Source organism: Pseudomonas sp. HMSC066A08, assembly GCF_001813025.1.
GTDB lineage: Bacteria > Pseudomonadota > Gammaproteobacteria > Pseudomonadales > Pseudomonadaceae > Pseudomonas > Pseudomonas aeruginosa.
In genome coordinates this window covers 315,260-330,266 of the sequence record NZ_KV811299.1, presented here as the reverse complement: position 1 = coordinate 330,266, position 15,007 = coordinate 315,260, and the positions used below count along the sequence as shown (strand labels likewise).

12 protein-coding genes are annotated in these 15,007 nt (G+C 68.5%); 4 read left to right on the top strand and 8 right to left on the bottom strand.

Annotated features, from left to right (window positions below):
• Nucleotides 1-64: 64 nt before the first annotated feature.
• The 5 genes from fdhE to lipC form a co-directional block, all read right to left on the bottom strand.
• The gene (gene fdhE, locus HMPREF2886_RS15275) at nt 65-994 is read right to left on the bottom strand and encodes a formate dehydrogenase accessory protein FdhE (protein ID WP_058173442.1); all 930 of its coding nucleotides are present in this window, start codon (nt 992-994) and stop codon (nt 65-67) included.
• A 132-nt stretch (nt 995-1,126) separates the two neighbouring features.
• Nucleotides 1,127-1,753, bottom strand: a complete 627-nt coding sequence (locus HMPREF2886_RS15270; protein WP_003095316.1) for a formate dehydrogenase subunit gamma — start codon at nt 1,751-1,753, stop codon at nt 1,127-1,129.
• 71 nt (nt 1,754-1,824) lie between these two features.
• Nucleotides 1,825-2,754: a formate dehydrogenase subunit beta gene (gene fdxH / locus HMPREF2886_RS15265; protein WP_033967988.1), complete on the bottom strand. Its 930-nt coding sequence runs from the start codon at nt 2,752-2,754 to the stop codon at nt 1,825-1,827.
• A gap of 8 nt (nt 2,755-2,762) precedes the next feature.
• Complete coding sequence (gene fdnG / locus HMPREF2886_RS15260) at nt 2,763-5,843, bottom strand: formate dehydrogenase-N subunit alpha (protein WP_010895684.1); 3,081 nt, start codon at nt 5,841-5,843, stop codon at nt 2,763-2,765.
• A 307-nt stretch (nt 5,844-6,150) separates the two neighbouring features.
• Nucleotides 6,151-7,080 carry a lipase LipC gene (lipC, locus tag HMPREF2886_RS15250; protein ID WP_039027878.1) on the bottom strand — a complete coding sequence of 310 codons (930 nt, stop codon included), beginning with the start codon at nt 7,078-7,080 and terminating at the stop codon, nt 6,151-6,153.
• 358 nt (nt 7,081-7,438) lie between these two features.
• Between lipC and HMPREF2886_RS15245 the strand changes: the two genes are divergently transcribed.
• The 4 genes from HMPREF2886_RS15245 to HMPREF2886_RS15230 all read left to right on the top strand — a co-directional run bounded on the left by HMPREF2886_RS15245 (nt 7,439) and on the right by HMPREF2886_RS15230 (nt 12,004).
• Nucleotides 7,439-9,484, top strand: a complete 2,046-nt coding sequence (locus HMPREF2886_RS15245) for an NADPH-dependent 2,4-dienoyl-CoA reductase (protein WP_016253941.1) — start codon at nt 7,439-7,441, stop codon at nt 9,482-9,484.
• Nucleotides 9,485-9,692: 208 nt separating this feature from the next.
• Nucleotides 9,693-10,142 carry a DMT family transporter gene (locus tag HMPREF2886_RS15240; RefSeq protein ID WP_003095321.1) on the top strand — a complete coding sequence of 150 codons (450 nt, stop codon included), beginning with the start codon at nt 9,693-9,695 and terminating at the stop codon, nt 10,140-10,142.
• 156 nt (nt 10,143-10,298) lie between these two features.
• On the top strand, nt 10,299-11,534 hold the full coding sequence (locus HMPREF2886_RS15235) for a DUF1835 domain-containing protein (RefSeq protein WP_033977144.1): 1,236 nt from the start codon (nt 10,299-10,301) through the stop codon (nt 11,532-11,534).
• Nucleotides 11,510-12,004: a YkgJ family cysteine cluster protein gene (locus HMPREF2886_RS15230; RefSeq protein WP_074272561.1), complete on the top strand. Its 495-nt coding sequence runs from the start codon at nt 11,510-11,512 to the stop codon at nt 12,002-12,004. The genes HMPREF2886_RS15235 and HMPREF2886_RS15230 overlap by 25 nt, the downstream gene beginning before the upstream one ends.
• A 2-nt stretch (nt 12,005-12,006) precedes the next feature.
• Here the strand turns inward: HMPREF2886_RS15230 and HMPREF2886_RS15225 are convergent, their stop codons facing one another.
• Genes HMPREF2886_RS15225 through HMPREF2886_RS15215 form a run of 3 tightly spaced genes read right to left on the bottom strand, consistent with a single transcriptional unit; the run spans nt 12,007 to nt 14,773 of the window.
• Nucleotides 12,007-13,443, bottom strand: a complete 1,437-nt coding sequence (locus HMPREF2886_RS15225; RefSeq protein ID WP_033977143.1) for an ArnT family glycosyltransferase — start codon at nt 13,441-13,443, stop codon at nt 12,007-12,009.
• Nucleotides 13,440-14,414: a glycosyltransferase family 2 protein gene (locus HMPREF2886_RS15220; protein WP_003107470.1), complete on the bottom strand. Its 975-nt coding sequence runs from the start codon at nt 14,412-14,414 to the stop codon at nt 13,440-13,442. Before HMPREF2886_RS15220 ends, HMPREF2886_RS15225 begins: the two co-directional genes overlap by 4 nt.
• A complete protein-coding gene (locus HMPREF2886_RS15215; protein ID WP_033967983.1) occupies nt 14,411-14,773 on the bottom strand; it encodes a GtrA family protein in 363 nt (120 codons plus the stop codon). The genes HMPREF2886_RS15220 and HMPREF2886_RS15215 overlap by 4 nt, the downstream gene beginning before the upstream one ends.
• Between the last annotated feature and the right edge of the window lie 234 nt (nt 14,774-15,007).

Genomic DNA, 15,007 nt, shown 5'->3' with positions numbered 1-15,007 from the left:
CACAGGGTAGGGTCACCGACACGCCCATCATAGACGCGTCGGCGCAGGCCCGCAGCGTCTTCGGCTATTCGCCGCCGGGGGCCAGCAACAGGTTCGGCGAACGCCGCAGGTAGCCGTCCTCGGCCAGGCGCATGTCCAGCGCCAGGCTGGCCAGGTCGTCGGCAAGGGCATCGGCGTGACGGTCGAACTCCAGGTAGAACTGTTTCAGGTAGCCCTGGCAACTGGGGCAGGTCTCGGCGCGCAGCACGGCCTTTTCCGCCGGCTGCCCGTCATGCTCCAGGGACAGGTAGGCCAGGTGCTTGCTTTCCTCGCAGTGGCTGCACTTGATTCGCACGTAGTGCCATTCGCAGGCGCACAGCGAGCAGCTCAGGTAGCGCAGACCGGTTTCCTTGCCGCCCTGGCGGATCATCCCGGCCATCGGCGGCGAGCCGCAGGCGGGGCACAGGGTCCGGCTCTCGGTCTCGACCACCGCGCCCTCCTCCAGCCCCAGCAGCCAATGGCTCCAGGCTACCTGCAGGGCGGCGCCGAGGAACGGCACCAGGGCCGCCGGCAGGAGGTCGAACTGACCGCTGAGCAAGGCGATGGCCCAGGCCTTGCGCTGGCCGTCGTCGGCTTCGCGCAATTGTTCGAGTGCCGCGCCGACGGCGGCGTTGGCCGGCGCCGGGTAGCCCGCGAGCAGGGCATCCAGCCAGGGCAGCCAGGCGCCTTCGCGCACCAGCAGGTCGTAGGCGAGCGGCGGCATGCCGTGCTCGCGGCTCTTGCGCAGGCGCTCGGGGTCGAGCGGGGCCAGCGCCGGCGGGTTGTCCAGCAGCGCCTGCTGGAGCCGGCAGAGACCGGCGACCAGGCGCAGGTAGTCGCCCATCGGGTGCCCCTCGGCCAGTTGCAGCAAGCGCTCGCCGCGGCGGGCGAACAGGTCGCGCGACGGCTGGTGCAGGTGCGGGGGAATGTTGGCGGCGGCTTCTATCTGCCCCGGCTGAAGAATGGTGCGTGACACGGGAACTCCTCGGGTCTGCGCCGGCGGGCCGGTGGGCCGCGCCGCAACGATCGGGCGCCCGGAGGGGCGCGGAATGAATGCAAAGGCCCCATCGCTGGGGCCTCCGGTCGGGCGATGGCGACACTATACGCGTCAGTGCTCCTCGCCCTTGCCGACTTCCTTCAGCCAGCCGTTGTGGTGCTTGCGCGCCCAGGCGCGGCTGACCTTGCCGTAGAGCATCGCGCCCATCGAGCCCTTGACCCAGATGCCGGCGTAGATGTGCACGATGATGCTGGCGATCAGGACGAAGGCGGCGAAGGCGTGCAGGAGCGCCGACAGGCGGATCGCCTCGATGCCGAACCAGGCGCTGAAGTACTGGCGCCAGATCACGATGCCGGTGACCAGCAGGGTCAGCATGCTCAGCAGCAGCACCCAGAACAGCAGCTTCTGCCCGGCGTTGTAGCGGCCGACTTCCGGGAGGTTCTCCTCGCGGTTGCTGACCACGTCGCGCCACTGCTTGAGCCACTGGATATCGCTCTTCTGCACCCGGTTGTGGTGGGCGAAGCGCACCACCAGGCCGAGGAAGAAGACGAACATCGCCAGCCCCAGGAAGGGGTGCAGGATACGCGTCCAGGGACCGCCGCCGAACAGGTTGGTCAGCCAGAACAGCGCCGGGTGGAACAGCGCCAGCCCGGACAGCCCGGCCATGAAGAACAGGATCGCCACGGCCCAGTGGTTGCTGCGCTCGTTGGCGTTGTAGCGCTGGATTTCATTTTTCATTTCCGACTCCTCGAGAGCGCCGCCGCTGCCGCCGGGTCGCGGAGGACCGGCGGCAACGCCCGCGCGCAGGCTCAACGACGCTCGTGCGGGTCAAAGGTGTGTACCGACGGATCGACCTGGTGCACCGGTGCCTCGGCTTGCCCGTGGTCTTCCTCGTCGTCCGCGCGGTTGGGACCGACGCGCACATAGTGGAAGAACCCGGCGAGCACCGTGGCGCCCATGGCCAGCAGCGCCAGCGGCTTGGTCACGCCCTTCCACAGGCTGACCAGCGGGCTGACGCTCGGCTGGTCGGCCAGGCCGGCGTAGAGCGACGGCTTGTCGGCGTGGTGCAGCACGTACATCACGTGGGTGCCGCCCACCCCTTCGGGGTCGTACAGGCCGGCGTTCTCGTAGCCGCGGCTCTTCAGGTCGACGATGCGTTCGGCGGCGTGTTCCTTCATGTCCTCCTTGCTGCCGAAGACGATGGCGCCGGTCGGGCAGGTCTTCACGCAGGCCGGCTCCATGCCCACCGAGACGCGGTCGGAACACAGGCTGCACTTGTAGGCCTTGTGGTCCTTCTGCGAGATCCGGGGGATGTCGAACGGGCAACCGGTGATGCAGTAGCCGCAACCGATGCACTTGTCCTGGTTGAAGTCGACGATGCCGTTGGCGTACTTCACGATCGCCCCCGGGCTCGGGCAGGCCTTCAGGCAGCCCGGCTCGGCGCAGTGCATGCAGCCATCCTTGCGGATCAGCCACTCGAGGTTGCCGGCCTCGTTCTCGTGCTCGGTGAAACGCATCACCGTCCACGAGTCGGCCGTCAGGTCCATGGGGTTGTCGTAGGTGCCGTGGTTGTGGCCGACCTCGTCGCGCAGCTCGTTCCATTCCGAGCAGGCGACCTGGCAGGCCTTGCAACCGATGCACTTGGACACGTCGATCAGTTTCGCCACTTCCTGCTGGTTCCGCACCGAGGGCATCGGCGTGGTGGTCGCGGAGCGGGCGTGGATGTCCTGACTACTCATGTTTCACCTCACGCCTTTTCCACGTTGACCAGGAACGACTTGAACTCCGGCGTCTGGGTATTCCCGTCGCCCACGAAGGGGGTCAGGGTGTTGGCCAGGAAGCCGTTGCGCGCCATGCCGGCGAAGCCCCAGTGGATCGGGATGCCGACGTGGTGCACGGTCTTGCCGTCCACCTGCAGCGGGCGGATGCGCTTGGTCACCACCGCCACCGCCTTGATGTAGCCGCGGTTGGAGGAGACCTTGACCTTGTCGCCGGCATTGATGCCCAGCTCCTTGGCCAGCGCCTCGCCGATCTCGACGAACTGCTCGGGCTGGGTGATCGCATTCAGCCGGCAGTGCTTGGTCCAGTAGTGGAAGTGCTCGGTGAGCCGGTAGGTGGTCGCCGCGTAGGGGAACTCGTCGGCCGTGCCGAACAGTTCCATGTCGTTCTTGAACACCCGTGCCGCCGGGTTGCTGATCGCCTTGCGGTTGTCTCGGTGCAAGGGGTTCACCCCGATCGGCGTCTCGAACGGCTCGTAGTGCTCGGGGAACGGGCCTTCGGCCATCTTGTCGACGGCGAACAGGCGGGCCACCCCTTCGGGGTTCATGATGAACGGGTTCATCCCGGCTTCCGGCGGTACGTCGGCCTTGTAGTCGGGCACGTCGGTGCCGCCCCAGGACTTGCCGTTCCACCACACCAGGCGCTTCTTCTCCGGGTCCCACGGCTTGCCGCTGACGTCGGCCGAGGCGCGGTTGTAGAGAATCCGCCGGTTCGCCGGCCAGGCCCAGGCCCAGCCGAGGGTCTGGCCCATGCCGTAGGGATCGCTGTTGTCGCGGCGCCCCATCTGGTTGCCCTGCTGGGTCCAGGAACCGGCGAAGATCCAGCAGCCGCTCGCCGTGCTGCCGTCGTCGCGCAGCAGGGCGAAGCCCGGCAACTGCTCGCCGGCCTTGGCCAGGATCATGCCGTTGGCCGGGTCGACCAGGTCGCTCAGGGCCTTGCCGTTGAACTCCCGGGCCAGTTCGTCCGGGCCCGGTTCGTCGGGCTTGAGGTAGGACCAGTCGAGGCCGAGGATCGGGTCGGGGAAGGCCCCGCCGTCCTTGCGGTACATCTCGCGCAGGCGGTGGAACAGCCCGGCCATGATGGCGATGTCCGGGCGCGCCTGGCCCGGCGGCTCGGCGCCCTTCCAGTGCCACTGCAACCAGCGGCCGCTGTTGACGATCGAGCCGTCTTCCTCGGCGAAGCAGGAGGTGGGCAGGCGGAACACCGTGGTCTTGATGCTGGCGGTGTCGACGTCGTTGTACTCGCCGACGTTGCGCCAGAACTCCGAGGTCTCGGTCACCAGCGGGTCCATCACCACCATCCACTTCAGGCGCGCCAGCGCGGCGCCGACCTTGGCCTTGTTGGGGAACGAGGCGATGGGGTTGAAGCCCTGGCAGAAGTAACCGTTGACCTTGCCCTGGTACATCATGTCGAAGTAGCGCAGCACGTCGTAGCCGGCGCCCGGCATGTCGAGCTTGGGCAGCCAGTCGTAGCACCAGTTGTTTTCCTTGGTCGCCGACTTGCCGAACCAGGCCTTCATCAGGCTGACGTGGAACTTGCCGTAGTTCTGCCAATAGGACAGCTGTCCCGGGCGCAGCGGCTTGGCCGTGCGCTTGGCGATGTAGGCGTCGTAGTCCTGCTCGGCGTCCATTGCCAGGGTCAGGTAGCCCGGCAGCGAGTTGGACAGCAGGCCGAGGTCGGTCAGGCCCTGGATGTTGGAGTGGCCACGCAGGGCGTTCATGCCGCCGCCGGGCATGCCGATGTTGCCCAGCAGCAGCTGGACCATCGCGCCGGTGCGGATCATCTGCGCGCCCACCGAGTGCTGGGTCCAGCCCAGGGCGTACATGATGGTCATGACCTTGCCCGGCTTGGAGGTCTCGGCGATTTCCGCCCAGACCTTGAGCATCATGTCCTTCGGCGTACCGCAGATGTTGCTCACCACGTCCGGGGTGTAGCGGCTGTAGTGCTGCTTGAGCAGGTTGAACACGCAGCGCGGGTGGGTCAGGGTCGGGTCGACCTTGGCATAGCCGTCCTCACCGATCTCGTAGCCCCAGGAGGACTTGTCCGGGTAGGTTCGCTTCTCGGCGTCGTAGCCGTTGAACAGGCCGTCCTCGAAGCTGAAGCCTTCCTTCACGATGAACGAGACATCGGTGTAGTTGCGCACGTATTCGTGCTGGATCTTGTCGTTTTCCAGCAGGTAGTTGATCAGGCCGCCGAGGAAGGCGATGTCGGTGCCGGTCCGGATCGGCGCGTAGTAGTCGGCGACCGAGGCGGAACGGGTGAAACGCGGATCGACCACCAGCAGCCGCGCCTTGTTGTGCGCCTTGGCTTCGGTGACCCATTTGAATCCGCACGGGTGGGCTTCGGCGGCGTTGCCGCCCATGATCAGCACCAGATCGGCATTCTTGATGTCGGTCCAGTGGTTGGTCATGGCTCCACGGCCAAACGTCGGGGCAAGACTTGCCACCGTCGGGCCGTGTCAGACACGCGCCTGGTTGTCGAATCCCAGGATGCCGAGGGAACGCATCACCTTGTGGGTGATGTAGCCGGCCTCGTTGGACGAGGCGGACGCGGCGAGGAAGCCGGTGGTCAACCAGCGGTTGACGGTCTGGCCCTGCTCGTTCTTCTCGACGAAGTTGGCGTCGCGGTCTTCCTTCATCAGCTTGGCGATGCGCTCGAGGGCTTCGTCCCACTCGATGCGCTTCCACTCGCTGGAGCCGGCCTCGCGCACTTCCGGATACTTCAGGCGGTTCGGGCTGTGGATGTAGTCCAGCAGGCCGGCGCCTTTCGGGCAGAGGGTGCCGCGGTTGACCGGATGGTCGGCGTCGCCCTCGATATGGATGATGTTCTGCGCGACGTTCTTGGCGCCGTCGCCCTGGCTGTACATGATCAGGCCGCAACCGACCGAACAGTAGGTACAGGTGTTGCGGGTCTCGACCGTGTGCGCCAGCTTGAAGTGGCGGACCTGGTCGGCGAAGGCCTCCGTGGGGGCCATCCCGAGCGCCGCAAGGCTCGATCCTCCAAGGCCTATACCGCAGACCTTGAAGAATTGCCGACGGTTCATATCCATCGTGCATCTCCTGCATCAGGCAAAGGACATCCGGGACATGGCCGGATGTCTCTGGTTAAAAGATAGCCAGCCTGGCGAGGTACGCCAGCCGGGCATGGCTACGGGGCAGCGAACCCTACACGAACGCTGGGTTTTTCTGCCTTGACCGGAGTCATTACACGGCGGCGCAAGCCTTGTCCAGCAAGGTGCGCGGAATCGGGACAGGTCCGAACGCCGCGAGGCGCGCGAACAGGAGATGATATCCAGGTGCCATTAGACCAAAGACTAATGCCGGGTCGCCTGGGGCTGCGGCGACCCGGCGAGCGGATCAGAGTCCGACGTTCCTGAGGCGATTGGCATGCTGCCGATAGACCTGGGTCGGGTCGCTCTCGAACAGGCTGACCAGGCCGAGCAACTGGTTGACCTCGTCCAGATGGTCCATCCGGTAGTTGTCCTTCACCACGCTGCCCAGGTGGCTGGAGCATTGGCCGACCAGGCCGTCGTTGGCCTCGCCGAACAGCAGCCCGGTCACCGCCAGGCCGGCGGAGCTCGGGTCGAGCGCATTGGTCAGGGAGCCGGTGCCGCTCATCGAGTAGTAGCGCACCCCGGCTACCGTCTCCGCGCCCTGGCCACAGGCGCTGGCCGGGATCGCCTGCGGGAAGCGCTGGTTGAACTGCGCGGTGCCGGGAGTGTTGAGACTGTTCAGGGCAGCCAGCGCATCGCCCTTGACCCACTCGCCGCCATCGACGATGTCGACCACCGAGAACAGCGCCTCCACCGCCGAGGCGATCACCTCGGTGCCGATCGGCCCGAGGAACTCGCTGAAGCCGGTCACCGCGTCGGCTACCGGCGTGCCCTTGTGCGGCGTGCCCATGGTGGTGACCGAGGCCACGACGTGCGGCGCCACCCCGGCGACGTAGCGCACGGTCATGCCGCCCTGGCTGTGGCCGATCAGGTTGACTTTCTCCGCGCCGGTCAGGGCCAGAATCTCCTCCACCTGCGCCAGTAGCTGTTCGCCGCGCACCTCGTTGCTGTTCACCGGCGATTGCGAGGTGGCGAAGACCTTCGCGCCGTCCTTCTCCAGGGCCGGCACGATAGCGTGCCAGTAGTCCACCGGGCCGACGCTCTTGAAGCCGAACAGACCGTGGGACAGCACGATGGGATAGCGCGTGCGGGTGTAGTCGGTCGCAGCGTGCACGGGAAGGCTGGCGGCCAGCGCTACCAGCGCCGCCGCGAGGAACGTCTTGTTCTTGTTCATCGTCGAGACTCCGTTCGGATTGGACAGGCAGTTGGCAAGGCACGTACTGAGCGGGCCGGAACCCAGCCTGACAGCGCCGCCAAAGGCGTCGAGCCGTGCTTAAGTTAGGCCCCCGGCGCGCGGCATTACCCCGGGTAACAGCGCCGCCGTTCCCATTCCGCCCGCCGCGCCGCAAGTGCTGTCCGAGAGCTTTCGACGCCTGTCACCCGGGGCCACAGCGGCGCAGCGCAGCGAGTACCTATCCGATCAGCCAGTCCGCCGGCTTGACCGAAATGCCTGGCGGTTCCGGCAAGCGGGCCGCATTCGGCGGCGGCGCAACTTCCTATGGTGAAGCGTCCCTGGCTACCGGAACCGCGCCATGCGCAACCCCTACCCGCCGCTCGCCGCCGCTCCCTATCCGCACCTGCTGGCCCCGCTGGACCTGGGCTTCACCCGTTTGCGCAACCGCGTGGTGATGGGTTCGATGCATACCGGTCTGGAGGATCGCCTGTGGGACTTCGGCAAGCTCGCCGCCTACTACCGCGAGCGCGCCCGGGGCGGCGTCGGGCTGATCGTCACCGGCGGCTTCGCGCCCTGCCGCGAAGGTTGGCTGCTGCCCTTCGGCAGCAGCCTCACCAGCGCCCTGGAGGTGCCCGCCCATCGTCGCCTGACCCAGGCGGTGCATGCCGAGGGCGGCAAGATCCTGCTGCAGATCCTCCACGCCGGGCGCTATGGCTACCACCCGATGGCGGTGTCCGCCTCGCCGTTGAAGTCGCCGATCAGTTGGTTCACCCCACGCGAGCTCTCCGAGCGCGGCATCCGCAAGACCATCCGCGCCTTCGTCCGTTGCGCGCGGCTGGCCAAGGCCGCCGCCTACGACGGCGTAGAGGTGATGGGCAGCGAAGGCTACCTGCTCAACCAGTTCCTCTGCCCGCGCACCAACCGCCGCGACGACCAGTGGGGCGGCCCGCTGGAAAACCGCATGCGCCTGGCGCTGGAGATCGTCCGCGGCATCCGGCGGATCGTCGGCCAACGCTTCATTCTCTGCTATCGCCTGTCACTGCTCGACCTGGTCGAGGGTGGCAATACCTGGGACGAGGTGCGGCGCATCGCCCTGGCCCTGGAGGAAGCCGGCATCACCCTGCTCAACACCGGCATCGGCTGGCACGAGTCGCGCGTGCCGACCATCGTCACCTCGGTGCCGCGCGCGGCCTTCGCCGAGGTCAGCGCACGGCTGCGCCACGAGCTGAAGGTGCCGGTGATCGCCAGCAACCGGATCAATACCCCGGAGGTCGCCGAATCCCTGCTCGCCGCCGGCAAGGCCGACCTGGTGTCGATGGCCCGGCCGCTGCTGGCCGACCCGCAGTTCGTGGCCAAGGCCGGTGCCGGCCGGGCCGAGGAGATCAACACCTGCATCGCCTGCAACCAGGCCTGCCTCGATCATGCCTTCGCCAACCGCCGCGCCACCTGCCTGGTCAACCCGCGGGCGGCCTTCGAGACCGAATTGCGCTACCGCAAGGCGCGCACGCAGAAGCGCATCGCGGTGATCGGCGCCGGCCCCGCCGGGCTCTCCGCCGCCTGCGTGGCCGCCGAGCGCGGGCATCGGGTCAGCCTGTTCGAGGCGAGCGGGGAAATCGGCGGGCAGTTCAACCTGGCCAAACGGATTCCCGGCAAGGAAGAGTTCCGCGAAACCCTGCGCTACTTCCGCGTGCGTCTGGAACGCCTCGGCGTCGACCTGCGCCTCGGCCACCGGGTGCGCCAGGGCGAGCTGGACGGTCAGTTCGACGACGTGGTGGTGGCCACCGGCATCCAGCCACGCCGGCCGAGGATCGACGGCATCGGCGGACCGACCGTACTCAGCTACGTGGACGTGCTGCGCGGCGCGCCGGTGGGCGCGCGGGTCGCCATCGTCGGCGCCGGCGGCATCGGCTTCGACGTCGCCGCCTTCCTCGTCGCCGCACCCAGCGACGGCCAGCCGCGGGCGCTCGGCGAATGGCTCGCGGAATGGGGCGTGGACCTCGACAACAGCCAGCCCGGCGGCCTCCGCGAACCCGCTCCGACGCGGCCGGCGCGCCAGGTCTGGCTGCTCCAGCGCAAGCCCGGCGCCCCCGGCGCGCAGCTCGGCAAGACCAGCGGCTGGGTACACCGCGCGCACCTCAGGCACAACGCCGTACGCATGCTCGGCGGGGTGGAGTACCTGAAGATCGACGAACGCGGCCTGTTGATCCGCGTCGACGGCGAGGAACGCTGGCTGGAGGTGGACAACGTGGTGATCTGCGCCGGCCAGGAGCCGCTGCGCGAGTTGCAGATCAGCCAGGCGGCGGAAAGCCTGCGCTTCCACCTGATCGGCGGGGCGCGGGTGGCAGGGGAACTGGATGCCAAGCGGGCGATTCGCGAGGGGGCCATGCTGGCGGCGCGCTTGTAGGGGGATAACGCCGCTGGTGGTATGGCTGCCGTAGGGCGAACAACCGCTCGCGGTTACCCGCCGGGCGGAATCCGAGGGCGTGCGATGGGGCCTCGCGTTTTCCTCCTCCGCCCCCGCCTGGTGCATACTGTGCGACTCCCCGTACCACTCCGGCCCGTCCCTCGCCATGCGCGGGGCGCGCTCGCCGTCATCGTTCCAGGAGTCTTCCATGCCCACTCCACCCTGGTGGCTGTTCGTCCTGCCCCTGCTCGCCGGCGCCTGCCTGCCGCTGCAGGCGGGGATCAACGGCCAGTTGGCCAAGCAGGTGTCCAGCGTCCTCGCCGCGGCACTGATCTCGTTCTTCGTCGGCACCCTCGGGTTGCTCGCCCTGACCCTCTCGCAGCGCGAGTTTCCCGGCCTGGCGGCATTGCGCGGGCTGAGCTGGTGGCACTGGTGCGGCGGCTTCCTCGGCATGTTCTTCATCTTCATCGCCGCCTTCGCCGCGCCACGCATCGGCGCGCTGATGTTCATGGTGCTGGTGCTCGCCGGCCAGTTGGGCATGGCCATGAGCCTCGACCACTTCGGTTGGGCCGGCTTCCGCGAGGCACCGATCAGCGCGCTGAAGCTGGGCGGGTTGGCACTGATCGGCGCCGGCATCTGGATGATCCGCAAGGGCTGAGTGCGTCTTGCCGCGGACGCGTCGGCCGGCCTATAGTCGGCCTCGGCGTTCTCCACGCCTCCCGTCCGCGGAAAGGGCAGCGCCCAGGCGATCCACCCCACGCATCGCGCATGCGACTCCAGGCCTGATGGCGGACAAGGCTGCAGAGGAGATCGTATGTCCTTTTCCCGCACTCTCGGCGACGGCCGGATCAATCTCGAACAGCAACGCAAGCGCGCCAAGGAGCTGTTGCGCCAGTGGCGCCGCGACCCGGCCAGCCGTACAGGGCTTCCGGGGCAGGAGCCGCGCCTGGCCGACGCCCAGTGGCAGGTGGCGCGCGAGCTGGGCTTCGCCAGTTGGCCGCGACTCAAGGCGCATGTCGACGCCATCGCCTTCGCCAGCCGCCACCCCGACCTGGTCGGCGGCGATGAGGCCGCGACCCTGCACCTGCGCTGCGGCAACGACATCGCCCACGGCCTGAAGCTCGCCGGCTTTCGCGGCGACTTCCGGATGTTCGCCGACCCGCTGACCATGGGACCGATGCCGAACCTGCCGTTGCCCGAGTTCCTCGCCCTGCGCAGCGACTACCTGAGCCGCGCCTTCGACCTCGACCCGGCCGACGCCCAGGCCCGCCAGAGCCAGGAATACGCCGGGCTCGAGCGGCTCGGCGAATACTCGCGGGTGGCGCTCTGGTGCGAGGCGGACGCCTACGACCAGTTGTTCCTGGTCCGGGTGCTGGCAGGAATGCAGACGCCGCCGGAGCACCTGGAACTGATCGAGATCGACCGCGTGCCAGGCGTCGAGCGCTTCGTCGGCATCGGCCAACTGGCGCCTGAGCTGCTCGCCTGGCTGTGGACTCGGCGTCGCCCGCTGGACGCCGAAGCCCTGGCGCTGGCCCGCGCGGCCTGGGACGCCTACCGCGATCCGGTGCCACTGCGCTGGGCACAACTGGCCGCCGCGCCAACCCCGGCGCTACCGCTGCTGGGGCCGGCGCTGCGTCGGCAACTGCATGAACTGCCGGCCCTGCGCGACGGCCTGTCGCTGAGCGAACGGCTGACCCTGGAGATCGTCCGCGACGGCGAGCAGCCGAGCGCTGGCCAGGTCTTCGCCGAAATGACCACACGGCGCGAGCCGCTGCCCTATCTCGGCGACCTGATGTTCCGCGTCCTGCTTCGCGCGCTGCTGGAAGAGCCCGGCGCGCTGCTGCGCACGCCGGCGCCGGAACTGCCCTGGGAACGCCAGCCGCTGGCGCTGACCGCTGCGGGCCGCGAGGTCCTGGCCGGGCGGCGCTACCGCCTCGACCTCGGCGCCCCCGAACGCTGGGTCGGCGGCGTACGCCTGCGCGCCGGCACCGCGCACTGGGCGCTGGACGAGCAGGACCGGCCGGTATGGCGGGAGGCCCCACGGCACTGACGCTCATCGCCCGGACGAGCGCAACGGGCGCGCAGCCACTATCATTGCGCGCCCGTTTTCCACGTACCCGCCCGTCGATGAAGAAGATCCCGCTCGCCGCCGCCGACCCCGACCGCCTGGATACCTGGGTGAAATACCGCGAAGGCCTGTGCGGCGAGTGCAACGCGACCTGCTGCACGCTGCCGGTGGAAGTGCGCATCGACGACCTGATCCGCATGCGACTGGTCGACGAGTTCGAGCGCGAGGAGCCGGCCAAGCGGATCGCCAAGCGACTGGAAAAGGATGGCGTGATCGAGCACTTCAACCACAAGCGCGAGATCTTCACCCTCACCCGCATGGCCAACGGCGACTGCCTGTACCTCGACCGCAAGACCCGCCTGTGCACCATCTATGCCCGCCGCCCGGACACCTGCCGCAACCACCCGCGCATCGGCCCGCGTCCCGGCCACTGCGCCTACCGGCCGAGGTAGTCTCAGCCAGGCGGCGCCACGCCCTGGCATAGCTGGTACTGTCCCACCGGGGGCCGGCAGCGCACGCGCTGGCGCACCTCCTCGGGCAAGGCGCCGAACGAACGCGAGCGGATCGCCAGCAGGGCGTCGCGACGCAACCAGCCGGCCAGCTCGCTGTCCTCCGCCCGTTGCGCCCGCCCGCCGCTGTAGAACACTGCCGAGTACGGCCGCTTCGGCCAGAACACCAGCGGCCGCTCGCGCCAGCCGGTGTCGCTGGCCAGCAGCGCGGCGGTGGACTTCTGCTCGGCGCGCGAGCCCAGCAGCAGGGAGCCGAGGAACAGCGCGAACAGCAATGGGGTCAGCGCCAGGCAAGCCAACCCGCCACGCCGCAGCCAGGCGCTGCGCGCCAGCGGCCCGCGCAGCAGGTCGGCGGCGAGCAACGCCAGGGCCGGCAGGCCGGGCAGCACGTAAGTCCAGAGGACGTTGCCGGCGAAGGTGAAGAACAGGCACGGCGCCAGTCCCCAGAACAGCCAGTAGCGCCTGCGCGAGGCGACGCCATCGACCACCTCCCCGCGCTGGCGCCAGCCCAGCCAGAGCAGCAGCGGCAGCCAGAGGCTCCAGGGAAACGCGGCGGCCAGCAGGAACAGCCAGACGCTGCCGTAGGGATAGGCGTGGGCATTGCCGTAGCGGTCGCCGTCCCAGCCGGCGGTGACGAAGCGCTGCCAATGCTCGCCGAGCAGGAAGTACTCGAGGAAGCCCGGCGTCTTCAACTCCGCCAGCAGGTACCAGGGCGCGGCCACCAGGAGCATCAGCAGGCTTCCGCGGATCCATGGCAGGCCCCGCCAGAGCGCGCGCCAGCGCCACTCCAGCATGGCCCACAGGCCGATCGGCAGTCCGGCGAGGATCAGCGTCAGCGGCCCCTTCGCCAGCAGCCCGAGGCCGAGGCCGAGGAACATCAGCCAGCCCTCGCGGCGCCGGATTCCCTCCACGCCATGCAGGCCCAGCCAGAAGCCGCGCATGGCCAGGACCAGCGCCAGGGCCAGGGCCATGTCGGTCATCACCGCCCCGGAGGCGACGAAGAACAGCGCCGAACTGCCCAGCAGGACGCAGGCGATCCGCGCCTGCCGACGATCTTCGCGAGCCTGCCAGTCCCATACCAGCCACAGCACCAGCACGCCCAGCAGCCAGTGCGGCAGGCGGCTGGCGAACTCGTTGGCGCCGAGCAGAAGCTGGCCGCCGGCGCTGAGCCAGAAGGCCAGCGGCGGCTTGCCCCAGAACGGCACGCCGACGTCGTACCAGGGCGTGATCCAGTCGCCCAGTTCGGCCATCTTCCGCGCCACCTCGCCATAGCGGGCCTCGGTGGTGTCCATCAACGGATAGCTGCCCAGGCTCAGCAGGCGGATGGCGAAGGCCAGGGCGAGCAGGAACCAGGCCAGCGGCCAGCCGCGCAGCGCCCTCACGGATTGGCCCCGCCGACCTGCGCCGGCAGGTAGCGGTCGATCAGGTAGAGCGGGCGGCGCCGCGCTTCCATGGTCATCCGCCCGAGGTATTCGCTGCACACGCCGATGGCCAGCAGTTGCAGGCCACCGATCAGGAACAGCGCGGCGATCACCGGCCAGTGCTCGTGGATCTCCTGTTGGCCGAAGATCCCGGCGAGCAGGGTCGCCAGGGCCGCCAGCAGGCTGAGCAGACCGAGGTAGCCGGCGACCTTCAACGGCGCGGTGGAAAACCCGGTGATGCCTTCCAGGGCGAAGTTCCACAGCCGCCAGTAGCGCCACTTGCTGTGGCCGGCGACGCGAGCGGCGCGGCTATAGGCGATATCGACCTGGCGGAAACCGACCCAGGCGAACAGTCCCTTCATGAAGCGATTGCCTTCCGGCAGCTCGCAAAGGGCATCGACCACCCGCCGGTCGAGCAGGCGGAAGTCGCCGACGTCGCGCGGGATCGGCACCTCGCTGAGGCGGTTGATCAGCCGGTAGAAGGCGCTCGCCGAGGCGCGCTTCAGCCAGCTTTCACCGGCCCGGCTACGGCGGCGCATGTTGACCATTTCGGCGCCGCCGATCCAGGCGTCGAGCATCTGCGGGATCAGTTCCGGGGGATCCTGCAGGTCGGCATCGATGACGATCACCGCGGCGCCGCGCGACAGCTTGAGCCCGGCGCTCATCGCCTGTTCCTTGCCGAAGTTGCGGGTGAAGCGGGCCACGCCCACCCGGCGGTCGGCGGCCTGTAGCTGGGCGAGGATCGTCGCGCTGCGGTCGGTGCTGCCGTCGTCGACATAGAGCACCTCGCAATCGTCGCCAAGGTCGCCGAGCACGGCGCCGAGGCGCTGGTGGAAGGCCGGCAGCACCGCCTCCTCGTTGAACACCGGCACTACTACGCTGAGCAGGCAGGGAGCCTCGAGCTTCGACGCCAGGGAAGGTTCGATCATCATGAGAAGGTCCAGAGTCGATGAAGGTGATAGGTCGCCAACAGCAGTGCGCCGGTCGCGGCGAGCTGGGCCAGGCGGTAGTCGAGTCCGGCGAGGTCGCCGAGCAGCAACACCAGGACGGCGTTGCCGAGTACGCAAAGCAGGCTGACGGCGAAGAAGCGCGACAGCGAACGGAACACCGGGCCACGGTGGCGGAAAGTCTTCCAGCGATGCCCCAGGTAGGCAGCCAGAGCCCCGCAGCCTGCTCCCGTCGCAGCGGCCACGGCGGCACCGACGGCGAAGCCCTCGACCAGGAGGGTCAGCACCAGGTAATGAACGGCGGTGGCACCGGCACCGACCGAGACGAAACGCCCCAGGAGCATGCATGGCTTCCTCTGGAAACAACCGACGCCGGCATTCTAGGAAGGTGCGCAAAGCCCCGCGGTTAGCGCTGCGCAAGCTTCCTGACAGGTTTTCGCAGGGTTCCCCGCGGTAGGCCTGGAAGCCGCGTCGGACAAGGAATACACGGCAGGCAGAGGTCTGTTACCGGATATGAAAAACGGGTTTTCCGCAGGTCTCGCCGCCGTCGCTATACTGCCCGGCCGATCCGGAGGACC